General features: G+C 57.4%; 17 protein-coding genes and 1 pseudogene. 16 read left to right on the top strand and 2 right to left on the bottom strand.

What is annotated here, in order from left to right; all coding sequences use genetic code 11:
* Nucleotides 1–225: 225 nt before the first annotated feature.
* The 14 genes from pgaA to ACR52_RS29485 all read left to right on the top strand — a co-directional run bounded on the left by pgaA (nucleotide 226) and on the right by ACR52_RS29485 (nucleotide 20,901).
* Nucleotides 226–2,706: a poly-beta-1,6 N-acetyl-D-glucosamine export porin PgaA gene (gene pgaA, locus ACR52_RS15255; RefSeq protein ID WP_048725544.1), complete on the top strand. Its 2,481-nt coding sequence runs from the start codon at nucleotides 226–228 to the stop codon at nucleotides 2,704–2,706.
* A gap of 12 nt (nucleotides 2,707–2,718) precedes the next feature.
* The gene (gene pgaB / locus ACR52_RS15250; RefSeq protein WP_048725542.1) at nucleotides 2,719–4,716 is read left to right on the top strand and encodes a poly-beta-1,6-N-acetyl-D-glucosamine N-deacetylase PgaB; all 1,998 of its coding nucleotides are present in this window, start codon (nucleotides 2,719–2,721) and stop codon (nucleotides 4,714–4,716) included.
* A gap of 2 nt (nucleotides 4,717–4,718) precedes the next feature.
* Nucleotides 4,719–6,059, top strand: a complete 1,341-nt coding sequence (gene pgaC / locus ACR52_RS15245) for a poly-beta-1,6-N-acetyl-D-glucosamine synthase (RefSeq protein ID WP_048725541.1) — start codon at nucleotides 4,719–4,721, stop codon at nucleotides 6,057–6,059.
* A gap of 2 nt (nucleotides 6,060–6,061) precedes the next feature.
* Nucleotides 6,062–6,544, top strand: coding sequence for a poly-beta-1,6-N-acetyl-D-glucosamine biosynthesis protein PgaD (gene pgaD / locus ACR52_RS15240; protein WP_048725537.1), 483 nt, complete (start codon nucleotides 6,062–6,064; stop codon nucleotides 6,542–6,544).
* 548 nt (nucleotides 6,545–7,092) lie between these two features.
* Nucleotides 7,093–8,814: a ShlB/FhaC/HecB family hemolysin secretion/activation protein gene (locus ACR52_RS15235; protein ID WP_048725534.1), complete on the top strand. Its 1,722-nt coding sequence runs from the start codon at nucleotides 7,093–7,095 to the stop codon at nucleotides 8,812–8,814.
* Nucleotides 8,815–8,845: 31 nt separating this feature from the next.
* Nucleotides 8,846–17,539, top strand: a complete 8,694-nt coding sequence (locus ACR52_RS15230) for a hemagglutinin repeat-containing protein (protein WP_053221246.1) — start codon at nucleotides 8,846–8,848, stop codon at nucleotides 17,537–17,539.
* Between the two features lie 2 nt (nucleotides 17,540–17,541).
* Entirely contained in the window at nucleotides 17,542–17,931 is a 390-nt protein-coding gene (locus ACR52_RS30405; RefSeq protein ID WP_048725533.1) for a hypothetical protein, read from the top strand.
* Entirely contained in the window at nucleotides 17,913–18,359 is a 447-nt protein-coding gene (locus ACR52_RS32010) for a cytidine deaminase-like fold-containing protein (RefSeq protein WP_152687628.1), read from the top strand. Before ACR52_RS30405 ends, ACR52_RS32010 begins: the two co-directional genes overlap by 19 nt.
* Nucleotides 18,356–18,760, top strand: a complete 405-nt coding sequence (locus ACR52_RS15220; protein WP_048725531.1) for a DUF6911 family protein — start codon at nucleotides 18,356–18,358, stop codon at nucleotides 18,758–18,760. The genes ACR52_RS32010 and ACR52_RS15220 overlap by 4 nt, the downstream gene beginning before the upstream one ends.
* Before the next feature lie 102 nt (nucleotides 18,761–18,862).
* Nucleotides 18,863–19,210 carry a TreTu family toxin gene (locus ACR52_RS32005; protein ID WP_455430632.1) on the top strand — a complete coding sequence of 116 codons (348 nt, stop codon included), beginning with the start codon at nucleotides 18,863–18,865 and terminating at the stop codon, nucleotides 19,208–19,210.
* Nucleotides 19,207–19,491: a hypothetical protein gene (locus ACR52_RS15215; protein WP_048725530.1), complete on the top strand. Its 285-nt coding sequence runs from the start codon at nucleotides 19,207–19,209 to the stop codon at nucleotides 19,489–19,491. The genes ACR52_RS32005 and ACR52_RS15215 overlap by 4 nt, the downstream gene beginning before the upstream one ends.
* A gap of 358 nt (nucleotides 19,492–19,849) precedes the next feature.
* Entirely contained in the window at nucleotides 19,850–20,080 is a 231-nt protein-coding gene (locus ACR52_RS15205; protein WP_048725526.1) for a hypothetical protein, read from the top strand.
* A gap of 74 nt (nucleotides 20,081–20,154) precedes the next feature.
* The gene (locus ACR52_RS30400; protein WP_152687627.1) at nucleotides 20,155–20,442 is read left to right on the top strand and encodes a hypothetical protein; all 288 of its coding nucleotides are present in this window, start codon (nucleotides 20,155–20,157) and stop codon (nucleotides 20,440–20,442) included.
* The gene (locus ACR52_RS29485) at nucleotides 20,443–20,901 is read left to right on the top strand and encodes a hypothetical protein (protein ID WP_082143163.1); all 459 of its coding nucleotides are present in this window, start codon (nucleotides 20,443–20,445) and stop codon (nucleotides 20,899–20,901) included.
* 362 nt (nucleotides 20,902–21,263) lie between these two features.
* On the opposite strand, the gene ACR52_RS30395 is transcribed toward ACR52_RS29485, so the two are convergent.
* A complete protein-coding gene (locus ACR52_RS30395; RefSeq protein ID WP_152687626.1) occupies nucleotides 21,264–21,443 on the bottom strand; it encodes a hypothetical protein in 180 nt (59 codons plus the stop codon).
* Nucleotides 21,444–21,645: 202 nt separating this feature from the next.
* On the bottom strand, nucleotides 21,646–21,915 hold the full coding sequence (locus ACR52_RS15195) for a hypothetical protein (RefSeq protein WP_082143168.1): 270 nt from the start codon (nucleotides 21,913–21,915) through the stop codon (nucleotides 21,646–21,648).
* A gap of 300 nt (nucleotides 21,916–22,215) precedes the next feature.
* Between ACR52_RS15195 and ACR52_RS31265 the strand changes: the two are divergent.
* Nucleotides 22,216–24,948 (top strand): annotated as a pseudogene (locus tag ACR52_RS31265) (hemagglutinin repeat-containing protein); the annotation flags it as partial.
* Nucleotides 24,945–25,349, top strand: coding sequence for a hypothetical protein (locus ACR52_RS15185; protein ID WP_048725522.1), 405 nt, complete (start codon nucleotides 24,945–24,947; stop codon nucleotides 25,347–25,349). The pseudogene ACR52_RS31265 and the gene ACR52_RS15185, both read left to right, overlap by 4 nt.
* Nucleotides 25,350–25,509 lie beyond the last annotated feature (160 nt).

Raw genomic sequence — 25,509 nt, 5'->3', positions numbered from 1 at the left:
CCAGCCAACTGAAAGCCCGTTATCGCAGGCAAGTCCACTCCCACATTCACGTTTTGGAAGGGCAGGCAATTCTGAACAATTGTTCTGAATTGCACTTCTCCCTGCTTTCCTGAGGGATAGTTTCCACAGGAAAGCTAGGCCGGGTCACGAGACGCCGGCACCCTGCAGCAAATTGCTCAGGACCACCTATCGTTACAGCTTTCCGTGTGTAAGGAAGCTCACGATATGTTGCGAAACCTACCACTCAGTGCCACAGGACGGTTGCGACTGCTCATCGGGGTCACCTTGTGCAGCCAGTTGCTGATGCCCGCTTTCGCCGTGGCCGACCCAGCCTATGACGCCCTGATCATCCAGGCGCGCAACGGCAACTTCACCCCCGCATTGACCCAGTTGCGCCAGTTGTCTGCCGAACGCCAGACGCCGGGGCAGGTCAGCGATCATCTGGTGATTGCCGGTTGGGCCGGGCAGGGCGCCGAGGTGTTGAAGGTGTACGAGGCGCAGGGCAAGCATCGCAACTTGAGTACGCAGGCGCTGGCGACGGTTGCACGGACGTATCGCGACCAACGGCAGTGGGCATCGGCCGAGGCGGTCTATCGCCAGGCGCTGCTGCGTGAACCGAACAATGTCGACCTGCAACTGGGCCTGGCGCTCACCCAGGCTGACGGCGGCCAAGCCAAAGAAGCCGTAGAGCGCACCCGCGCGTTGGTGGCGGCCAAACCCGATGACCCCAACCGGCGCATGGCCCTGGGCTACGCACTGACCCGCGCCGGCTTGAACTACGATGCGCTGTTTGAATTCGACCAGGCCTTTATCCGCGCCGGTGACAAACCCGAAGTCGCCCGCGAGTACATCACCGCCCTGCAGAAGGCCCGCCTGCCGGAAGCCGCGTTGCGCCTGTCGGCCCAGCGCCCGGGCCTGCTCGACCCAGTCACCCAGCGCCGCCTGGAAGGCGACCTCGCCGCCGAGCGCGTGCGCCTGGCAGAGTTCGCCACGCGCACTGAAAAAGAACGCTATGTCATTGCTAATCGCGCCCTCCAGGACTACGACAAGTTACTCGCCCGCTGGACCCCGGATGCCAGCGCGCATGACGACGTGGTGCGCTGGCGCATCGACCGCCTGGGCGCGCTCAAGGCTCGGTCGCGTACCGCTGACGTGATCCACGAGTACCAGACCCTCAACGGCGAAGGCGTGCAACTGCCTACCTACGCCCTACGCTGGGTCGCTGCGTCCTACCTCGACCAACGCCAGCCGGAAAAGGCCGAACCTCTGTATCGCCAGGTGTTGACCGCCCCGGATGCTGACGCCAGCTACCGTGTCGACGACAGCACGGCCTTGTTTTATGCCTTGCTGGAAAGCGACAAGGTCGAAGACGCGCGCACCGTCGCCCAGGACCTCGCCAACAGCCAGAACCCTCGCGTCGAACTCAAGGGCCTGCCGATCGGCAACCCCAACGACAACTGGATGGATGCCCAACAACTGTCCGCCCAGGCCGGCACCTACGGCGGTGACCTGCCGGGCAGCGAAGTCGGCCTGGAGGCGCTGGTGGCCAAGGCGCCGGGCAACGTCGGCCTGCGCCTGGCCCAGGCCGACATGTACCGCGCCCGCGACCTGCCACGCCGTGCCGAAGCCACCCTCAAGGAAACCGAGGCCCAGGCCCCGCGTGATATCGGCCTGGAGGTGTCCCAGGCCTACACAGCCCTGGATCTGCAGGAGTGGCGCCAACTCGATTTGCTCACCGATGACGTGGTCGCCCGCAACCCGGACAACCGCCAGGTGCAGCGCCTGAGCCGTCTGCGCGATGTGCACGACATGGCCGAAGTGCGCGTCGAGGCTTACACCGGCAAAAGCTACGGCGGCGGCAATAACAACGACACGGGTGCCGTCGCCGGCAGCCGTGACTGGGGCATTGAAAGCGTGATCTATACGCCGCCCATCGATGAAGACTGGCGCCTGTTCGCCGGTGCTGGCTATGCCACCGCCGACTTCGAGGAAGGCACGGGCCAACACCGTTGGCAGCGCGTGGGTGTGGAGCGGCGTACCCGCGATATGACCCTGGAAGCCGAGGTCTCCAACCACTCCTACGGCGATGGCTCCAAGCAAGGCGCCAGCGTGTCGATCGCCCGCGACATCAATGACAACTGGCAATACGGCGGCAGCCTCGGCTATCTCCTGACCACCACGCCGCTGCGCGCGTTGAATGACGGTGTCACCGCCAACGGTGGCAGCGGCTTTATCCGCTGGCGCGCCAATGAAAGCCGCGAGTGGAAACTGTCCCTCAGCCCCTCCCACTTCAGCGATGGCAACGACCGCGTCGAAGCCTTGCTCACCGGTCGCGAGGGCATCTACAGCTCGCCGCATGTGCAAGTGGACCTGGGCCTGGAAGTGGGTGCCAGCCGAAACAGCAAGGAAGACACGGTGTATTTCAATCCGAAGTCGGACTTCAGCGTATTGCCCACCGTCAACATCAACCATGTGCTCTATCACCGCTACGAGACCCAGTGGAGTCAGCAGTTCCAGGTTGGTGCGGGTACCTATAGCCAGCGCGATTATTCCACCGGCGGCATCGGCCTTATCGGCTACGGCCAACGCGTTCGCTGGAATGACGTACTCGAAGCCGGCGCCAACTTGAGCCTGATCAGCCGACCTTATGACGGTGATCGCGAACGCGATCTGCGCCTGCTCGTCGACCTCACTTACCGTTTCTAGAAGAGCCTGACCATGACCCTCCTTAGCCGTTGCTTGTTGGTCCTGGGTGTATTGCTGGCCAGTGCCTGCGCCCAGCAACCCGCGCCATTCACACCACCCGTCGAGCGGCCGAAAGCGGCCAGTGAAGCACCGTGGCCGAAAAACCATTTCCTGGGCATTGCCTACCACGACGTCGAGGATCGCGACCCCGATCAAGCGGTGGTGGCGGTGCGCACCGAGCGTTTGATCGAGCAGTTGGCCTGGCTGCGGGAGAACGGCTACCAGGCGGTCAGCGTGGACCAGATCCTCGCCGCTCGCCGGGGTGGGCCGACCCTGCCGCCCAAAGCCATCATGCTCAGTTTCGATGACGGCTACTCCAGCTTCTACACCCGCGTGATGCCGATTCTGCGCGCCTATCACTGGCCCGCTTTGCTGGCGCCGGTGGGCTACTGGATCGACACGCCGCTGAACAAACCGGTGGACTTCGCCGGTTCGCCGCGGCCACGCGCAGAGTTCCTTACCTGGCAGCAGATCCGCGAAGTGTCGCAATCGGGCCTGGTGGAAATCGCCGCGCACACCGATGCCAGTCACACAGGGATCCTGGCCAACCCCCAGGGCAACCTGGAGCCGGCGGCGACCTCGCTGCGCTATGACCCGGCCACGGGCCGCTATGAAACCGAAGCGCAGTTCCAGGCGCGGATGCGGGCGGATGTCTCGGCAATCTCCAACAAAATCCAAACCGTGACCGGCAAGAAACCACGTGTATGGGTGTGGCCGTATGGCGCGGCCAAGGGCACCTCGCTGGCGATCGTCGGCGAACAGGGCTATCAGATGGCCCTGACCCTGGAAGACGGCCTCGACAGTCTCGGCAACCTGATGAACAGCCCGCGCTTCCTGGTGGCCTCCGACCCGGACGGCGAGCATTTCGCCAACAGCATCGTCGCGGCGCAGGCCAATGCGCCGCTGCGGGTGCTGCATGTGGATCTGGACAACGTCTATGACCCCGACCCGGCCCAACAAGCGCGTAACCTCGACCAGCTTGTGCAGCGCGTGGTGGACATGGGCGCGGGCACCGTATTTCTGCAAGCGTTCGCCGACCCCAAGGGTGACGGCCTGGTGCATGAGCTGTACTTCCCCAACCGTCACTTGCCGGTGCGCGCCGACCTGTTCAACCGCGTCTCCTGGCAGTTGCACACCCGTGCCCACGCCGCCGTGTATGCCTGGATGCCGGTGCTCAGTTTCGCCCTCGACCCCAAGCTGCCCCGTGTGACCCGCTGGGACCCGAAAACCGGCAAGGTGGGCCTCGATCCCGACCAATACAAACGCTTGTCGCCGTTCGACCCTCAGGTGCGCAAGATCATTGGCGAAATCTATGAAGACCTGGCGCGCAACAATGCCATCGACGGCGTGCTGTACCACGACGATGCGGTGCTGTCCGACTTCGAAGACGCCAGCCCCGCCGCACTCAAGGCCTATGCCGCCAACGGCCTGCCCGACACCATTGCGGCCCTGCGCGCCGACCCGGCGGTGATGCAGCGTTGGACACGCTTCAAGAGCCGCTACTTGATCGACTTCACCCAGGAGCTGACCGCCAAGGTCCGCGCCATCGGTGGGCCGCAGGTGCAGACCGCGCGCAATATCTTCGCCGAGCCGATGCTCAACCCGGGCAGCGAAGCCTGGTTCGCGCAGAACCTCGATGATTTCCTCCAGACCTACGACTGGACCGCGCCGATGGCCATGCCGCTGATGGAAGGGCAGGAGCTGAAGACGTCCAACGCCTGGTTGGAAAAATTGGTCGCCACGGTCAAGGCGCGCCCGGGTGCGCTTGAGCGGACCGTGTTCGAACTGCAAGCCAAGGACTGGCGCACCCAGGCCGCTCCGGATCTGAGTGGTGCGCAATTGGCTGAATGGATGGGTGTACTCAAGCGCCAGGGGGTCACGAGTTTTGGCTACTACCCGGACAACTTCCTGGAAAACTCCCCGGACCTGAAGACGATACGTCCGGCCCTTTCCAATCAATGGAACCCTTGACCATGTTCGACAGAATCCTGGCTTTATTCGTGCTCGCATTGGTGTTGGGTTTGCCCCTGGGCCTGATCTTTCTGGTCACCGGGCAGTTCCTGATGGACTTCGTGTTTTTCTACCCGCTGTTCATGTCGGCGCTGTGGATCGCCGGCGGCTTGTACTTCTGGCTGCACTGGGAGCGCCACTGGCCGTGGAAAGAGGACACGCCGGCGCCGACCCTGGCCGGCAACCCGCTGATTTCGATCATCATCCCTTGCTACAACGAAGGCGATAACGCTGCCGAAACCATCCATGCGGCGCTGGGCCAGTTGTACCCGAACATCGAAGTGATCGCGGTCAACGACGGCTCCAGTGACAACACGGCTGCGGTGCTCGACGCGCTGGCACTGGAACACCCACGCCTGCGGGTGCTGCACCTGGCGCAGAACCAGGGCAAGGCCGTGGCCCTGCGCATGGGCGCTGTGGCCGCACGCAGTGAGTACCTGGTGTGCATCGACGGCGATGCGTTGCTCGACAAAAACGCGGCGGCCTACATGATCGCGCCGATGCTCGACAACCCGCGCCTGGGCGCCGTCACCGGCAACCCACGCATCCGCACGCGCTCGACCTTGATCGGCCGGGTGCAGGTGGGTGAGTTTTCTTCGATCATCGGCTTGATCAAGCGCACCCAGCGGGTGTTCGGGCGGATCTTCACGGTGTCCGGTGTGGTGGTGGCGTTTCGCAAGAAAGCGCTCGACCGCATCGACTACTGGAGCACCGACATGATCACCGAGGACATCGATGTCAGTTGGAAGCTGCAACTCGATCACTGGAGCATCTTCTACGAGCCGCGCGCGCTGTGCTGGATCCTGATGCCGGAAACCGTCGGTGGCCTGTGGAAACAGCGCCTGCGCTGGGCCCAGGGCGGCGCCGAAGTGCTGTTCAAAAACATCCGTGGCATCTGGCAATGGCGCCATCGCTACCTGTGGCCGCTGCTGTTCGAATACTGCCTGTCCACCGGCTGGGCGTTTACCTTCATGCTCTCGGTGATCTTTTGGGGCCTGGGCAAATTCATGGTGCTGCCGCAGGCGATTGCAGTGGACTCCCTGGTACCGCCGGCGTTTACCGGGCTGGTACTGGCCATGGTGTGCCTGTTGCAGTTCGCGGTGAGCATCCTGATCGACCGGCGCTACGAGAAGGACCTGTGGAAAACCCTGTTCTGGACCGTCTGGTACCCGATGGTGTTCTGGTTGGTCAGCCTGTTCACCACACTGGTGAGCTTCCCCAAGGTGCTGTTCAACCAGCACCAGAAGCGCGCGCGCTGGGTCAGCCCGGATCGCGGTATCAAACCTGCCAATGAGGACGCGTAATCATGAAACTGGTGCGAACTCGTCAAAGCCCGGTGATGTGGGTCATCGATGTGCTGTTGACCCTGATGGCCTGGGCCGGCCTGGTTTGGTTAGTGGTGCGCGGCATTACGTCGATGCTGGAAACGCATGGCGGCCCGCGCATCGAAGCGCCGATCTTCGCGGCGCTCAATACCCTGCAGATCTACCTGTGGATCGCGCTGTTCAACGCCGTGATCCTGATCAGCTGGGCGCGCTACCAGCAACGCAAGGGCCGCAAGTTCGCCCAGCGTCGCGCCGAGGCCAATGCGCTCAGTGACCAGCACCTCAGTGAAAGTTTCAAGCTGGGGGAGGGCGACCTGGAGCAGTTGCGCAGACCGGGTGTGCTGGTTATCCACAACGACGAGGAGGGCGGTGTGGAAGAAGTGAAGTCCCACGTCTCGCGTGACGTGGAGCGGCCGCCGCTGACCCTGGTGCCGGGCCAGGAAAAAGGCAAAGACCTCGGCTAAAGGCTTCCCCTGTGGCGAACGGGCTTGGTGTGGCGAGCGGGCTTGCCCCGCGTTGGGCTGCGCAGCAGCCCCTTTGAAAACCGCCGCGTTGTTTCAGGCAGGCTGCGGCGCCAGGTTTTAGGGCTGCTGCGCAGCCCAACGCGGGGCAAGCCCGCTCGCCACAACAAGCCCTATAGCCACAACGAACGGACCCACCACAACAATCCCGCACCCCTTGGGACGTTGTACTGCAATTCCGATAAATGGGATCCAATTCACAAAACCCCCGCGAACTTTTCTACCTTTCCCGGTACTAACCTATCTCGGCGATAACTGGATGGCCAACTAGTGGCCATCAATTAGTTATCCACCGAATCACAATCAAAACAGTTGCCGCTTGTCGGAATAATACTTCCAGCAACAGGCCGATCATCTTTTTGATTATTATTTATTGTTATTAATCAGTGTGTTGCAGCCATTACTGGTGCGAGCGTACAACTTATCCAGTTTCTTGGATCAGTCGAAGTTCGATGTTAGTTTGCCGCCCCCTGATTTTCGACGGATCGAATATGTCTCTGTTATCGCCACGGACTCGGTTATTGCTGTGCACGTTCATGCTCGCGTATTTGAGCCTGAACAGCGCCACAGCCGCCCCCACGCCAGGGGATCAAGACCTGATCCGTGACCGGCAGAACCGCCTGCTCGAAGAGCAACAGCGGCGTCTCCAAGAACTCCAGGACCTGCCCGGCAAAGCCGCCAAGCCCCAGGCGCCGACCACGCCGGCAGACACCCGTTGCTTCCCGATCAAAGACATCGAACTCAAGGGCGCCGACAGCCTGTCGGCACCGGACCGCACGCGCCTGCTCAAGCCCTATATCGGCCAATGCCTGGGCGTTACGCAGCTCAATGAACTGCTCAAGGTCATCACCGACGACTACATCGCCAAGGGCCGCGTCACCAGTCGCGCCTACTTGCCCCAACAGGACCTTTCCAGCGGCCATCTGCAAGTGCTGGTGGTTGAAGGCAAGCTCGAAGGCATAAAGGGCGCCCAGGGCAGCACGGTCACCGACCGCGAGTTGGCCATGGCCTTTCCCGGCAAGGTCGGCGAGGCGCTCAACCTGCGCGAAGTCGAGCAACTGGTGGATCAACTGAGCCGCTTGCCGTCCAAGCAGGCGCAAATGGAACTGACCCCCGGCACGCAGATAGGCGGCAGTGAAGTGCTGGTCAAGAACCAGCCGCAAAAGCCCTGGCGCGCCAGCCTGTCGCGCAATAACGACGGCCAGAAAAGCACCGGCGAACAGCAGTGGGGCGCGGGCCTGGAATGGGACAGCCCGCTGGGCCTGGCCGATCAACTGATCCTGCGCGGCGGCCACGATGCCATCAGCGACCACCAGAAAACCTCGAAAAACAGCATGCTCTACTACAACGTGCCGTGGGGTTGGTGGAACTTCAGTTACACCTACAGTGAGAGCGAGTACCGCGCGCCGGGCGACCTTGACGGCTACAAGTACAAGCAAACGGGCGACAGCCAGAACCACCAGGTGCGTGCCGAGCGCGTGGTGCATCGCGATGACGTGAGCAAGACCTCGGTCAACGTCGGCCTGACCCATTTGCGCACCAACAACTACTTCAACGACGATCGCCTGGACGTCAGCAGCAACCGCCTCAGCGAGTTCCAGGTGGGCATCAACCACGGGCGCCGCATCGGCAGCGCCTTCGTCAACCTGGATGTCGGCATGCAGAACGGCACCGGTGCCTTTGACGCCCAAAAGGATGACCAGGAACGCATCCGCGGCAACCTCACCCCAACCCCGCGCTACCGCAAATACACCGCCACAGTGAGCTACCTGCAACCCTTCACGCTGTGGGGCGAATCGTTGAGTTTTTCCAGCCTGGCCACCGGACAGCGCAGTGAAGACGTGCTGTATCCGGCGCAACGCATGAGCCTCGGCGGCTCGTACTCGGTGCGCGGGTTCAAGGACCAGCAACTGACCGGCGACAGCGGCGGCTACTGGCGCAACGAAGTGCGCTGGGCACGCCCGGTGACCCTCGACTGGATGCGTCCCGCCTTTGCCGAATACGGCGCCAGCGTCGGCTATGACCAGGGCGTGATTCGCAACGATCGCTACAACGATGACCAGCACGGCCGGGTGTCGAGTAACTCCCTCGAGCTGTTCGCCCGCGGCAAAAACGTCAGCACCAGCGTGACCTTTGCCCACTCCCTGGAGCGACCTGGCGTGATGACCGAGCGCGAAGCGCCGATCTATTTCCGCCTGGATTTCTACCTGTAATTCAACGCCCGCAGCCTTTGAGATTTTGAATATGGACGTTCGCCCCGTTACTGCCCTGAAAACCCTGAGCCAACGCGGCCTGGCCTTGATTCTGGCCAACGCGCTGTTCTGGCAGCCACTGCTGGCCCAGGCCGACGGGATCGTGGTCAGTGGCCCGGGCACCACGGTCGGCCAGGCGGGCAACGGCGTGCCGGTGGTGAACATCGCCACCCCTAATGGCAGCGGCCTGTCCCACAACCAGTTCAAGGACTACAACGTCGGCCCCAACGGCGTGATCCTCAACAACGCCAACAGCATTGTGCAAAGCACGCAACTGGGCGGGATCATCGTCGGCAACCCGAACCTCAAGGGCGGCGCGGCGAATGTCATCCTCAACGAAGTCAAAGGCGGTAGCCCCAGCCAATTGCGCGGCTACACCGAAGTGGCGGGCCAGTCGGCCAAGGTTATCGTCGCCAACCCTTACGGCATCAGCTGCAACGGTTGCGGGTTCATCAACACCCCCAACGTCACCCTGACCACCGGTAAACCGATGATCGATCAGGCCGGGCAACTGAAAAGCTACCAGGTCGACGGCGGCGCCGTGACCATCGACGGCAAAGGCCTGAACGCGAGCAACGTCGACCACTTCGAGATCATCACCCGTTCGGCCAAGATCAATGCGCAGATCAACGCGAAACAACTCACGGTGATCGCCGGGCGCAATGACGTCGATGCCCAAAGCCTGAAAGCCACCGCGCGCGCCGACGACGGCAGCGCCAAGCCGGAACTGGCCATCGACTCGTCGGCCTTGGGCGGCATGTATGCCGGTGCGATCAAACTGGTGGGCACCGAAGCCGGTGTGGGCGTGAAGCTCGACGGCACGCTGGTCGCCAGTGGTGGTGATATTCAGCTCGACGCCAACGGCCACCTGAGCATGGCCCAAGCCGCCGCCAGCGGTGCGGTGGACATCAAGGCCGCGAGCCTGGAGACCAAGGGCGCTGTGTACGCGGGCACCACCCTCAAGGCACAGACCAAGGGCACCCTGAAAAACAGCAAGACCCTCGCCGCCCGCGACAGCATCACCCTGGCCAGCAACGGCCAACTGACCAACAGCGGCATCATCGAAGCCGGGGTCAACGCCGACAACACCCGCAATGCCGGTGGCGACGTCACCCTCGATAGCCAGCACCTCACCAACACCGGCACGGTGATCGCCAATCGCAGCCTCACCGCCACCGCGCAAAGCCTGGATAACCAGGGCGCTACCTTGAGCGCCAAGCAGGCGCTGAACGTCACCGCCGCCAGCGTCGACAACCGCAACAAAGGTCGCCTGCTCAGCGACGGCGCACAGACCCTCAACGTCAGCGGCCTGCTGGACAACAGCCAGGGCGGCATCATCGACAGCACCGGTGCGTTCACCCTCAACGGCAATACCCTGGATAACAGCACCGGTAACCTGACCGCTGGCGGGGCGATCACCCTGGATTTGATCGGCGACCTGATCAACCGCAACGGCAAGCTGGCCAGCGCCGGGCCGCTGCTGATCCAGCGCGCCGCGCACATCGATAACCAGGGCGGCAAGCTCGCCAGCCAGGGCTTGCTGACGGTATTCGCCAACAGCATCGACAACCGTAACACCGGCACCCTGGCCGCCAACGATGGCCTGACCCTGACCACCGGCGGCCTGTTGCAAAACAGCAGCAACGGCCTGATCCACAGTGAAAGCTCTGGCGTGACCATCACCGCCGGTACGCTCGACAACGACGGTGGCCGCATCGCCGCCAAAGCCGGTGATGCGCAGATCGACGCCACTGACTTCAACAACGGCAGCGGCGCGCTGTTTGCTCGAGATCGCGTGCACCTGACCGGTATGAATGTGGATAACGGCGGCGAAATCGCCGGCAACCGGATCGACGTCAGCCTCAATGGCGCACTGACCAATCGTGGCCTGATCGAAAGCGCAACGGCCCTTGATGTCGAGACCGCCAGCCTGAACAACAGCGGGCAAATGCGCGCCTTGGGCACCAGCGGCAAGACCCGCTACGCCATCGGTGGCCTGCTCAACAACAGCGGTAGCCTGGAGACCGCCAACGACCAATTGAGCCTCGCCGCCACCCGCTTCCAGAACACCGGCGGCAAGGTGTTGCACGTGGGCACCGGCGTGCTCGACCTCAGCGGTATCAGCCTCGATGACGTGGGTGGCAGCCTGGTCACCAACGGCGAACTGACCTTCGACAAGGTCAATTGGACCAACAGCACCGCGATCCAGGCCGGGCGCCTGACCGTCAACGTGGATAACCTGCAACAGACCGCCACCGGCAAACTGCTCGGCACCCGCGCCCTGGTCGGCAGTGGCAAGGACTGGACCGTGGGCGGCAGCGTCGCCAGCCAGGGCAGCCTGGATCTTTCGGTGGGCAACCTGCTCAACGACCACGGCCTGATCTTCAGCGGCGGCGACCTGAACCTCAAGGTCGACCGCCTGAAAAACCTCGGTGCCGCGATCTACGCCATGGGCAACCTGCGCGTCGATCGTGACGGCCAGGGCGGCTTGGCCACCAGCATCATCAACAGCTCGGGGACGATCGAGAGTGAGCGCAACCTGATCCTGGCCGCCAGCACGATCCAGAACATCCGTACTGTGCTCACCACCGAGTCCGGCATCTACAGCGCATCCATCACCCCTACAGCGTGTATCGACGGCGTGACCGGTGGCGACTGCGAAGGCGGCAAGCAGAACCGGCCGTTCCAGATCACTCAGCGCGATCACCTCATCGTCACCAGCGCCACGCCCGGCTCCGGCATCACCTCCGGCGCCAACATGCTGCTCACCGGCGGCACCTTGCTCAACAGCAGCAGTAGCATCGCTGCCGGTGGCGCCATGACCGTGCGCGTCGACCAACTGACCAACGTCGGCCTGGTGGCCCACGACACCCAATACGACCGCATCTTCACTTCCGAGCGCGAGCGTAAGCCGGGGGGCTGGTACCGCGAGGCGGCGGCCTTCACCCAGCGCTATTCGGCGAGCAACAACATGGACGGTGTTGAAGCCGCCATGGCCGCGTTCATCGGCAAAATGGAGAGCGAAAAGACCGACCTGCGCAAAACCACCCAACTGAAGGTGCCCGACCAGAGCTACGCCGCCGTCATCCAGGCCGGTGGCGCGGTGGACGTGAAGGCCCAGGCCGGCATCGACAACAACGTCGTGCAAGGTGGCTACACCTACGTCGGCAGCGGCGCCAACACCAACGCGCCGGGCTTCTCGACCGAGGTCAGCCTCAACGCCCAACTGCCGCCCGACCTCGCCCAGCAACAGGTCAACCCACTGGGCCTGCCCGGCTTCGACCTGTCCACCGGCCAGAACGGCCTGTTCCACCTCAACGACAGCGATGGCGCCAAAGGCCTGCCCACCAGCCAGTTCGCAGCCAACCCGCATAAGTACCTGATCGAAACCAACCCGCTGTTCACGGATATGCGTCAGTTCCTGGGCTCGGACTACATGCTGACCAAGCTCGGCTATGACCCCGACACCGCGCAAAAGCGCCTGGGCGATGGTTTCTACGAACAGCGCCTGATCCAGCAAGCCGTACTCGCCCGTACCGGCCAGCGTTTCATCGACGGCCAGACCAGCGACGCCGACCTGTTCAAGCACCTGATGGACAACGCCATCGGCAGCAAAACCGCGCTTAACCTGTCGGTGGGCGTAAGCCTCACCGCCGAACAGGTCGCGGCCCTGACCCACGACATCGTGTGGCTGGAAAGCACCACCGTCGCCGGGCAACAAGTGCTGGTGCCGGTGCTGTACCTCGCCCAGGCCAGCAACCGCCTGGCGCCCAACGGCGCGTTGATTTCCGGCACTGACGTCAACCTGATCACCGGCAGCAACCTCAACAACGCCGGCACCTTGCGCGCCACCGGCAGCCTGCTGGCGAACGTCGGCGGCAGCCTCACCAACAGTGGGTTGATGGAAGCCGGTGGTCGCCTCGACCTGCTCAGCGGCAACAACCTGACCAACCGCGCAGGCGGTGTGATCAGCGGGGGTAACGTCAACCTCGCCGCTGGCGCCGACCTGCTCAACGAACGCAGCGTCACCACCCACGAAAGCGCCAGCAACTACCGCACCGAACGCAGCGACTTCGTCGACAGCGCCGCGCGCATCGAATCGGCCAGCGATTTGGCCATGCAGGCTGGCGGCAACGTCAACAACGTCGGCGGTGTGCTCAAGAGCGGCGCCGACACCACGGTCAAAGCCGTGGGCGACGTCAACATCACCGCTTCAAAAACCCTCGACAGCGGCGCCATCGGCAACCGTTCCAGCTTCACCACCATCGCCCAGCAAGGCTCCGTGGTCGACGCTGGCCGCGACCTGCATGTGGTCGCCGGGCGCGACATCAGCGCCATCGCCAGCCAGGTCGAAGCCAAGCGCGACATCAACCTGATTGCCACCCGCGACCTCAACGCCATCGCGGCAGCCAACGAGCAGCACTCCACGGCCAACACGAAAAAGGTCAAAAGCATCGAAGACCACGTGCAGCAAGTGTCCAGCGTGATCAAGGCCGGTGGCGATGCGACGTTGAGTGCCGGGCAGGATTTGGGCGTTGTAGCAAGCCGGGTAGCCGCAGGCAACGAGGCCTATTTGTTCGCAGGCAACGATCTCAACCTTGCGACATCTGAAAACGCAGATTACTCGTACTACTCAAAGACCAAGAAGGGATCGTGGGGTAAAAAGAGTTCGAAGATGACGGAAAGCGAGAGCGATCTAGCCGTCAGCTCGACGATTGAAGCCGGGAAAAAACTGGTTATCTCCGCCTCGCAGGATATCAACGCCGAGGGTGCAAAATTGGCCACTGCGGGCGCATTGCTGGCCAGCGCCGGGCATGACATCAATCTTGATGCTGCTGAAAACTTCTCCAGCCAAGCCAGTGCAAAATCGAAAAAAGGATTTTTGTCCAGCAAGTCCAGCAGCAGCTCTAACAGTCAGACCAGTTTTACCGGCACAGATCTTGTGGCTCAAAGCGTTGACCTGAAGGCTGGTAACGACATTGTTATGACGGCTTCCTCCATCAAGGCCCAAGAGGCGGCGAGAGTCGTGGCAGGCAACGATGTTGTAATCGGGACTGCCGAGCAGCATCAGGCATCGAGCCAATCCAAACAGTCCAGCAAGGTTGGAATGACGTTCAACGGCCTGCTTTCAGCCACGCAGAAAGCCCAAGATGGACGGCAGGGTTCCAGCGAGAGCGTGGGCAGTGATATCAGCGCAGGAACGCTTGATATCAAAAGTGGCCGCGATGCCGTCATTCGCGGTAGCACACTGGTTACAGATGCAGATCTCAAGATCAATGCGGGTCGCGATCTTGAGATTGTGAGTGCAGAAAATACCAACAGTGCCACTGCTCGCTCCAGCAGCAAGAAGGTCGGCGAGATCGGCTCCTGGTGGCAAGGGGCGACGGGTATCGTCAAGCAAAAAGAATCCGATAAAAATGACACCACTCGACAGTCCGGTAGCCAGGTGGCTTCCTTGGGTGGTGATGTCCAGCTAAGGGCGGGTGAACATTACAACCAAGTCGCCAGTCAGGTTGTTGCACCCAAAGGCGATATCGATATTCTCGCCAAACGAGTCGGCATCAATGCGGGCTTCGACACGCTTAAAACCAGTAATACGGCAAGCAACAGCCGAACCGCGATAGGCGGAACAGTCACAGTGCCTTTGCTGGAAGCCTTGCGTGGCATTCAGGACATGGGTAAAGCCGCCCAGGACACCAATGATGGCCGCATGCTCGCTCTGGCTGCCGTTAATGTTGCCATGAGTGCCAATCAGGCCGTGGAGGCGGGCCAGTCGATGCTTCAAACCCCAACTGCCGGGGTGAAGATCAGCATCAATCTCAGTGACAGCCGCAGTCATCGGGAAGGGAGTCAATCGGGTCGTAACGTGGTTGGTAGCAGCGTAGTTGCCGGCGGTGACGTCAATATCAGCGCTAAAGGCGACGGGGCGAACAGCAACATTAACGTCCTCGGCAGCCGTATCGAGGCAGGCCAGAATGCCAACCTCAAGGCTGATGGCGCGATCAGTCTCCTGGCCGCGCAAAATACGTCCAGTCAGAAAAATACCAGCGGCAATAGCGGCTGGAGCGCAGGAATCGGATTTGGTTTCGGTGAAAGCAGTGGGTTTACTTTGGATCTTGCTGCTAACAAGGGACGGGGTAAGGCCAGCGGCGAAGATGTCACACAGACAAACAGTGTGATTAAGGCCGGTAACATTGCACTGCTTGAAAGTGGAGGCGATACAAACCTCAAAGGAGCGGTTGTCTCTGGGCGTCAGGTACAAGCGAATGTGGGTGGGGATCTCAATATCGCCAGCCTGCAGGACACCGGTACCTACACCTCCAAACAACAAAGCGCCAATGTTGGCGTCAGCCTTTGTATCCCGCCGTTCTGCTATGGCATGAGCAGCATCAGTGGTGGGATCAGCCAGCAGAAGATGCAAAGTGACTATGCGAGTGTCAGCGAACAGTCCGGGATCAAGGCTGGGGACGGCGGCTTCCAAGTCAATGTAAAAGGCAATACCGATCTGAAAGGCGCCGTCATCGCCAGTACGGACAAAGCTGTAGCGGACGGGCGCAATACCCTGACGACTGGGAGTCTCACCAGTTCTGACATCAAGAATAAAGCCGAGTATGACGCCACCAGCATCAACCTCAGCGGCGGTTACGGTGGGAAGATCGGTCGGGACTCGAAAGGCAACGCAGACGCAACCAAACCGGGGCCTGTGATTGCAAGCGATAAAGGTGTCAGCGTGTCTGCGCCAATCGCGCTGTATGCGGGCGATGACTCCAGCAGCAAAACCCGCAGTGGCATCAGCGGCGCGGACGTAAAAATCACCGATAGCAGCAAGCAGCAGGCACTGACCGGAGAAACCTCCGAACAGGCAGTCGCGGCGATCAACACCGACGTGTCCAGTGATCGGGACGGCAGCAACAAGCTCAAACCGATCTTCAACGTCGATGAGATCCAGGCCGGTTTCGACATCACTGGCAAGTTCGTACAGAACGTGTCGGTTTACCTGGAGTCGCGGGCTCGTGAGGTGGATGCCAAGAAAGCGTTGGCCGAGAAAGAGCAAATCGCCTCCACCAATCCGGATCTCAGTCCTGAAGCAAGTCAGAAGCACCGTGACAAGTATCTGGAGCTAAACCAGGAAGCCAAATCCATAGCCAATGATTGGGGCGCAGGCGGCACTTATCGCCAGATCGCGACAGCATTGGTCGCTGGTGCTTCGGGTAATGTAACGGGTGGCACCAGCCAGTTTGCCCAAAACATGGTGGTCAATTACGTCCAGCAACAGGGCTCTGACTACATCGGCAAGCTGGTAGTGCAAGGACTCAAGGAGGGCAGTCCGGAACACGCGGCACTCCATGCCATCGTAGGGTGTGCGGGGGCTGCAGCCAGTAACCAGAGTTGTTCCTCAGGTGCTGTGGGGGCTTCGGCTGCAAGCGTATTGGCAGGGTTGTTCGATGACGCCAACCCCGATGAAACCGGTGAAGAAAGAGAGGCTAAGCGCAACATCATCACCAGTTTGGTGACAGGGATTGCGGCAGTCACGGACCCCAATGGCGTGGCGACCGCTACCAATGCGGCGACTGCGAATGTTGATAACAATTGGTTGGCGACTCAGCAAGAAGTACAAAAGCAGAAGGAACTGGATGCGGCGCCGAACCTGATAGAGAAACTCGCCGTTTATAGAAAATGGGGTGGGATCGATTCTGCACAGGATCTTGGAAGTCAAGTCGGTTTTGTCTTAGGCCTCCAAGAGGGCGGGTGGAAAGACCTTTCGGGAATGGCGACTTTCCTGGCCCATCCAGTGGACAGTCTGAATGGCATCACTGAGCTCGTTAAGAATCCCGAGGTCCGCAAACAGCTCGGAGAGGAAGGCGTTAAAAGCCTGGAAGCCTCAATTGCTCGAATCAATTATGCCCTGGAATATGGGGGAACTGACCAAGCCCTTCAGCTTGGACGTGACGTAGGGTTACTCCTGCATACAGTCGCGGGTGTTGCAGTGGATGCAGGCGGGCTGGCTAAGGGCGGCGCTGCACTGGCTAGGATTGGTATCGAGGTTTCCAGTAAAACCCTTGGCAAAATGGGGTTGAAGGATAGTGTGAAGGTCAGTGAAACTGTTGCCCAGTTGGAGTCGTCGACGACTAGGGTTGTTTCAGATTTACCAAAAATACCTGAGAGCACAGGTGCAAAAGCGACAGCAGGTGCTTCTGTTGATGGCGCAGGCGGTATTGTTGTTGCGCCTAAAACAATCCCATATGAACCAAAGGGCTCGGTTGTTTTACAAGGTGACGCCCCTGTATGCGGACCAGCCTGCGCAGCAATGACAATTACTGACAAAACGGGTGCGGCTATTAGCCTTGACAATGCAATTGGAAGCTTTGTAAACGGGGTCAGGCCGACCGGCGTTAACACTCTGGAATTATCAGATGTGATATCTAAGGCGGGAGTTAAAAATACTGTAAACACTACAATGCTACCTGAGCAGTTAAACAAAGCACTGCAAGAAGGAGCGAGTGTTATCGTTCAGGTTCCCGCTGGCCAAGGAAAACACTTCATTATTGTTGATGGTGTTAAGTCTATTGATGGCGTAAGTTACTATATGACACGAGACCCGTATGTCGGGCCAAGAGGTGTTCAGCAAGGGTTGTTAGATGGCGCAATGTCAACAGGCGTTAATGCCATTGTGATAGGGAAGTGATAATGAATATCGGCGATATTGTTGAGCTAGATGGCTGGCTGGTTATTATTGATTATAAGCTTTTCCTCATCCCAGAGAACTATTCAGAAAGTTATGAAGATGGTGAAAAAATTGAGATGTCTAACCCTGAAATAATGTTTTCTGTGATGGATGAAATCCTTCCCTTGGCCGGAGGAAAGAGCTTTATATTTCATAAGTCTAAGGTTTCAGGGGTCTTGATAGAGCTTTCGCCGATGAAGATTAAGCCAACAGCTTTATCTGTAGAGGAGAGAGGGCGTGGTTTTATTTCTATAGATGTTGAGGGTGCTGTTGAAAAACATAAAGCTCGGTACGAGGATTTCCTCAAGAAGAGACAGAATGTTAAGTCCGGTGACTGGCTAGATTACTTGTAGGTGCAAAAGGTATTTCTCCGGTTGTCACCGCAGAGGGAAAAATTGGAGATGCGGCATTTACTGATGTAAACCAAACAGCTCGTCCAGTAGCTCAGGCAAATCCAGATGAGGCAACTCTGATAGCTGATCGAGTAACGGCCAAAACTGAAGCAACAGGAAAATGTTTGCCGAATGGAAATATGGCTGACGCTCATGCAGAAATTGGCGTCATACAGCAGGCATATAATGCTGGCAAGACTCAAGGTGCTGATATGGCTATGAGCGTTGCAGGTAAAGATGTATGTGGATTTTGCAAAGGTGATATAGCAGCCGCTGCGGAAAAATCCGGATTGAGTTCTTTGACTATTCAAGCGATAGACGACGTAACTGGATTACCAAAAAAATATAATTGGGTGCCGGGAATGCGGTCGATTAAGGAGGTGCCATGAGTATGGTTTTTGGCGGCTATATTGTTGACGCTGATGGATATCGCCATCAGTTAGAAGCTATCATGGATCCCGAAGAATTGGATGTTCGAGGGGTATTGACTTCCATTGGTAAAGGCTCCGGCGTTATCAAGATGCGGTGCGAGTCTGAATCTGAAGGTCGCCCCTATGAATTGGCGCTTTATGTTGAAAGTGAAAATTTTTTACTGATGCTTAGCGAGTATGATAAAGATGGTGAGCATGTCGTCAGAACTATGACTGATCTCAACTCAAAAAACGAACTCGTCAGCATTTTAGGGGAGATGTATCCTGCTAGAGCCGTCACACATGATGTGGAAATTGTTTGTGCTATTTTTATCGAGTTTGCTCGTTCAGGAAATGTGTCTGTGGATATCATGGCGTAAGTTTCACTAAATATCGTCTGACTAGTTGGTGCAAAAGCAGCACTTCCTAGTTCACCTCAGCCAGCGCCACTAATTAGTGATCTCGGGTCAAATTACAGAGTTATGACGCCCCGTGATCCGGGTGCCGCAGAAGGACCATTACCCCCTGGATATACACCAGTATCTCGCTGGGTCTCCCCTGAAGAGGTTTCTCAGTGGATGCAAAATGGAGGGACGGCTATTCCCAATGGCGTCGGAGCTGGTGGACGTGTTTACGTAACAACTCCGGGTGCGGCTAAGCCAGGCGGGACAGGTCCTATTCGTATAGACTTTGCCGTTCCAGAAAAGGCTATCAGTCAGGGTGGGAAGCCGGAGTGGGGGCAAATTTTTCAGCCAAATCAGAGTTCACCTATTTATAACGTTAAGATTAATGTGCCTGATGGCATAAAAATTCCAGGGGTGAAACCATGAATTTTATTAATATTGTTGAATGTGGAATCGTTATTCGTCGGCAAGCGTTGTTATCTAAATTTATAGATATTGATAGGCTGTCAGCGGTGCTTGAGTTTGATGCGCCACTTGATATGAGTGCTGATTTGATTTCCTTTGGGCCCTGTTTTGGAGGAGAGGCGACGGATGAACTTACTCGGCGCTTAGAGGCGGTAGGCTTGCAATACGTTGATGATTTTTTTGTGTTTTCTGGCGAGTTTCCAATGTGGTGTAAATTTAAAGTAGGCATAAATACTGATTAGGTCCAAAAGAAACCGCAGTAATCTCAAGTGGAGCCGCAAGTGTTAATGCCCAAGCTGCTTTGAGGGCGAAGCTTTCAGGCCTACAGAAAGCACAAGAGACAGCGGCGGTTACAAAAACACTTCCGGATGGACGAATTCGTTATTACACACAGGAAGTTCCTGCTCGAACTGAGGGGGCTACTCGTGGTGCTCCCTTTGCTACGGAGTACAATCCTACGACTGGCTCCACTAGACAGTGGATGGAAAGCTATGATCATTCAGGGAGTGTCATACGGGTTCACCCTAAAAGCATTAATGGGCAGCCAGTTAGTGCACAACATTATCCTCCTACAGGTGCAGAATTGAAGAGTTGGGAATAATGTACTCACAAGTCGATCTCGCTATGGATTTAGAAAAAGCACTGGTTAATGGTTTCGATGTCTTTAGGATTTCTAAAGTGGCATTTGAAATCTATCAAAACCATGGCTTAGAAATCACTGCTCCCATGGATCGAACACTCCTCACATTGATGGCAATGGAGGAAGGTGAGGAGTTTGAGTTGACTGAGTCTGAGCTTTTGGCTCTGATTGCAGAGATTAAAGCTATGTAGATGGTGCAAAAGGCGCAGGTGAGGTTGCCTCTATAGGCGGAAAGACCTGCGTTTATAACTGCGTTGTTGATGGCGTGACTCGTTATGTTGGAATAACCGACGACATAGTTAAGCGTGGTCAAGCTCACCTCAGACAAAAAGGTATAGTGGTTTCAAAAATCAGAGGGCTTGACAATATTTCTCGTACTGACGCTCGGGCAGTTGAGCAGACACTGATCGATTACCATGGTCTTGGTAAAGATGGCGGCACGTTAATCAATAAAATCAACTCCATATCGTCTGTCAAAAACCCGACCAAGTATGAACAGGGTTTGATTCGCGGTGCTGAGCTGCTGAAAAAAGCTGGATATGAAGGATTTTAAATGGCTAAGAAAGTAAAGCTGGGCGACATTTTGCAGGTGCTGACCTCGCAAGGTGTCGCATATGCGCAAGTTACTCATAAGCACCCGGAGTTCGGTTTTTTAATTCGTGTTTTCCCCGGATTTCATAATGAACAACCAATAGATTTTTCAGCGGTGGTTGAGGGAGAACCACAATTTTCTGCGTTCTTTGTTGTTCAAAGTGCGGTAAATCAAGGCCTCCTATCAGTTGTGAAAAATGTTCCGGTGCCCGAAAGGCTACAAGTATTTCCTACATTTCGCTCCAGGAATGGTGGACCGGGTGGTTCCCTTTGGCTGTGGGATGGTAAAGAGTCATTTCGACTTGAAAGAGAATTTAGGCCTAATGAGCTGGAGTATCCGACAGAAGGGATTATCAGTGCGCCATTGCTTGTTGAGCGTATTGAAAAGAATTACAGAGCTGAGACTCATGAGGTCTGGTGAGTTGTAGAAGTTTCAATTTGATCTGACACTCTCGACACCGGCCTTGCGCCGGTGTTTTTCACCCGATCTGCACCCACCCTGACGACCTTCGGTCTACCTAACCAATACGCACTTTTTGAGCATGATTTTTCGCTCCTTAACAGGAGCAAAATCTCAATACACAACACGCACCTCTTGCGAGGTGGATATTTTCTATATGTTTCAATTGGTTATCAAGTTTATGCCTTCAAGGTGCTGCTATACATTTGTAATACGAAATGGTTTCACCCAATAAACACTGACGTATGGCGTATAGCTTTTGCTATACGCAGCAGCGAAGCATGTGGGCCGGTTCACTCTTTCAGATCGGCCCTTTTTTCTGGTTACGCACTGGGTGGTCGGCTGCTGTTATCCGTCCCCATGATTTTTGATGCCTGGTACTTGAGAATCATCCCATCGAGCAGTGCCTTGATCACTGATTTCTCGGCTTCGGGCATATGACTGACGGCCTCGAAACGCAGGCGCAAATCGTCTGACGGTCCGCGTTCTCCTTCTGCAAACACCAAATCATCCAGGCTGACGTGCAGCGCTTGAGCAAGCCGGATGAGGGCTTCTAAGGGTAATCGGGGTCAGACAACGTTTTTTTGTTTGAGTGTCTGTGGAACTGGCCTGGAAATATTACGTTCTTTAAAAAATAGATTTTCGTTTTCATCTGTTTGAAATGGTCAAACAAGGCGGTTATAAAAATAACCGCCCATTTGTTATTTATATGTTTTGTGAGTTCAGCTTCCGCCCAATTACATCGAGTAAGTCACACCCATCTCTCAGCGGAATTGCCAGCAACAGTGCAAAGTCGTGAAGCACTATCGCATCACTGCTGATCTCCTCCCGAAACGCGAGGTTCTCCAAAAACTGAGTCACCGCACGAATGCGGTAAGCGGCGGCGTCATAGAGAACATCGAGGGGCGCTTGAGTGTCGATCACCAGCGCGGGGATGGTTGAATCGTGGCCTGTAAGGGGCATGTATCTGTTCATTTTTGGACTCTCTACTTTAGTGATGAATACCATCACTCAAACGTCGCCAAACGAATGGGTGACAGCTGTACGCAGGTTGGCGAACCGGCAGTAGAGAAAACCGGCAGACCCGAAGGTCTCCCGCGCACAGCCGTCATAAAACGACTTTGCAGGCGCGCAAGTGGCTGCAAAAAAGCCCCCGGCTTGCGCATTCTCTACCGTCAGGTCGCCAAACCTGAATCGCCATGTGGACGACCGGCGGACTATAAGTCCTCAGCGTAAAAACGCGCAAGGCATCAAAAAGCCAACACCTCGTCCTGTAAGCAAAGCACCGGCTTCAAGGACAAAACCGGTGGCTCCGTCGGCAACGGTTCGTTCATCAAGATCGGCACCGAACTGGCCAACACCCGTACCAAAAGCAGCAGCGAATACACGGCGCAGACCGCTCACCAGAGCAACCTCAACGCCGGGGGCAAACTGTCGATCATCGCTGCGGGCGATGCGCCGGGCACTGTGGGTGACTTGACGATTACCGGCAGTACGTTGAAAGCCGACAGCACGTTGCTGTCCGCGAAAAACAACATCCTGATGCAAAGCGCACAGAACACTACCGACCGCAAAAACGACGGCTCACGCAACAGGACCGCTATCGGTGCCAGCTTCAACATAGGCGAGCAAAACGGTTTCACCATCGACCTCGGTGCACAAACCGCCAAGAACCTGGGTTCGGGCGGCTCGGTTACCCAAGTCAACACCACGCTGGACACCGGCTCGCTGGTGCTGCGCAGTGGCCAGGACACCAGCCTGATCGGCGCGCAGGTACGCGCTGATCGCATTGATGCCGACGTCGGCGGCAACCTCAACATTCTGTCGCGCCAAGACACCGAAACGTCCAAGAGCAAGCAGAACAGCGCGGGCTTCGGTGCGAGCATCTGCATTCCGCCGATCTGTTATGGCTCCCCGGTGACAGCGTCCGCGAACCTGGCGGCGTCGAAAATGAACAGCGACTACCAGGCCGTCACCGACCAGAGCGGCTTCTTCGCCGGTAAGGGCGGCTACACCATCGACGTGGCCAAGAACACCACCTTGCAAGGTGCGGTGATTGCCAGTGAAGCCACGGCCGACAAAAACCTGCTGCTCACCGATCGGTTGCTGGTTAGTGACATCAAGAACAAGAGCGAGATCGAGAGCAAGTCCGCGGGCATGAGTGTCTCCGGTTCTTACAGCAGCGGCGCGAGCACCCTCACACCTGGCGCTCTGTATGGCATGGCGCTTAATGATTCGGATCACAGCTATACGCGCAGCGCTGTCAGCGAAGGCACGATCGTAGTGCGCAACCCCGAAGGCGCCAACGACCTCGTCGGTTTGAACCGCGACACGGCTAATGCTAACCAGCGCCTCGACAAGCCTGATGAAAAGGCCATGCAAGAGCGCATGGAGTTGGTCAAAAGCTCGATGGAGTTGACCAAGGGCATTGGCGATGCGATTGCTGCAGCCAGGATCAGGGCCGCCAACGACTCAGACAGCGATGTGAGCAAAGCCACGCGCCTGAAGTTGATTGATGAGGGTATCGCCAATCCGACACAGGCTCAGATCAGCCAGCGTGCCCAGCAGGATTATGGCGTTGGCAGCAGCTTCCAGAAGGCCAGCCAGGCAGTGACGGCTGTGGTGCAAGCGGCCATGGGCGGCAGTGTAGGGGGGGCATTGGCGGGTGCGGCGGCGCCGTATCTGGCGCAGACGGTCAAGAAGATGACCGATGGTGACCCCAAGGCCAACCTGATGGCCCATGCGGTATTGGGTGCGGTGTTGGCGCGGGCCGGTGGTAACTCCGCGCTGGCAGGGGCAGCCGGGGCCGTGGCGGCGGAGAAAACCGCACAGCTGATCAAAGAAAGTCTGTATGGCGGAGTCAGTAACGAAAACCTGTCCGAAGGGCAAAAGCAGACGATTTCCAGTCTCTCGACGTTGGCGGCTGGGCTCTCCGGATCGTTGGTTGGCAAGGACGCGCTGAATGCGGTGGCAGCCGCGCAGGTTGGGAAAAATGCGGTTGAGAATAACTATCTCAGCGTGCCGGAAGCTACCCGTAAGTTTGTGCTTTCACGCAAACAAATGCTGGGCACCATCACTGACAAAGAAAAAGATGAACTCGCGTATATAAACGTTACCGATAAAGATCGAGATGAAGCGATTCGTGGAGTGTGCACCGCCGGGAATTTATCCAGTACAGCGTGTAGCAACTTGATTGCCCCTGCTCAAAAAGCCCTCGCTGAATACGGGGAAAATGTCGCGTACAACTTACTTTATAAAGACCTCTACCGTGTTGATGCGGCGAATGCGGAAGCCGCTCTGCGGGGATTGGACGCCGGTAGCATTCTTCACGACATCACGATAAACAATCTGGCAAAAGACTCGGACAAGACGCGGGCGGAAGTCGAGGAACAGTATGATACCGTTATGGCGATGCATGCCATTATGGTGGCATTTGCCAGCGCATACGGCCTCAAGGGCGGGTTGACGACTTCATTACCAAAGGACGTGATACCTGGTCCAAAAGCGACACCATCGGGTTTGGTGTCAGGGGAAACGAAGGTCGTAGGTTCTGGTGAATCGGCGGCCAATGACGCAAACTTCGGTGCAAAAGCGACAGGCGAAGTCGGCCCAAGTACTGCTAAAGGTGTAGATGTTGTTGCCAGCCAAGGACCTAAAGAACTTCAGTTATTACCTGATTTTTCAAATGGGCGAAAAACATTTGAGCATTATGCCAAACATTCTCAAGGGGTCATACTGGGCGGAAAGGGTAAAGCAACAGCGAAGCCAGATGGTGCGGATGTACCAGAATTTACTTCGTTAGACTCTTACGTTAGTGCCGCACGATCTTTTTGGTCTCCCGCTGCTCGCGGAGGAGTAATGCAAGGAACTCGGGCAGATGGCTCCATGCTTAGATTCGAACCGTCGACTGGATACTTTGGTGTTATGAGAGGAGGAAAAATAAATACCTTCTTTAGGCCAGGCGGTGATGCTGCCGCACAGCTAAAATACTTTAAGGATCAGTTATGAAAGATGAAAGTATATTTGAACTATGTGCGAGTGTTTTAACGCGCCTTGGGTTTGGTGGTGAAAGTCTGGTGTCTTTAATTCAGAAGTGGAGGTTTTTTATTGAGGAGTGCAAAGATGGATATCGTTGGGATTATTCTGAATACCTTAATGATATTAGATGTAGGTCCTTGCTGCAGCGCTTGCTAGAAGAGCCAAAAATTGTTAGCGCAGATGAGTTTAAAGAGATTTTTTATGAGCTGGCTTGCCTTGATGATATGTTTAAAAGTCTGCTGCAGCCCGACCTTTTTATAAGGGCGGGTGAGAAATGGTGGGAGAGAGGTGTATTGATTCGTGCAGGGGAAGAATATTGCTTTTATATGAAAGCTGCGCACGGAATTGTGGTTGAAAATATAGGTTGTTGAACACAAAGTAAAGCGGTGCAAAAGGACCTGGGGCTGTTCCGAACCTTACTGAGCGCGGTACGTTAACGAATGTTTTCCCAAATGACCCTGCTATTGCGCAGCGACCAATAAGGACTCTTGTTCAAGACTCATCTGGTCGTTACTGGTTGCAAACTCCAGG

The sequence above is a fragment of the Pseudomonas fildesensis genome (genome assembly GCF_001050345.1).
GTDB classification, from domain to species: Bacteria; Pseudomonadota; Gammaproteobacteria; order Pseudomonadales; family Pseudomonadaceae; genus Aquipseudomonas; species Aquipseudomonas fildesensis.
Note: the sequence above shows the minus strand (reverse complement) of the source record. Positions and strands in the feature narration are given on the sequence as shown.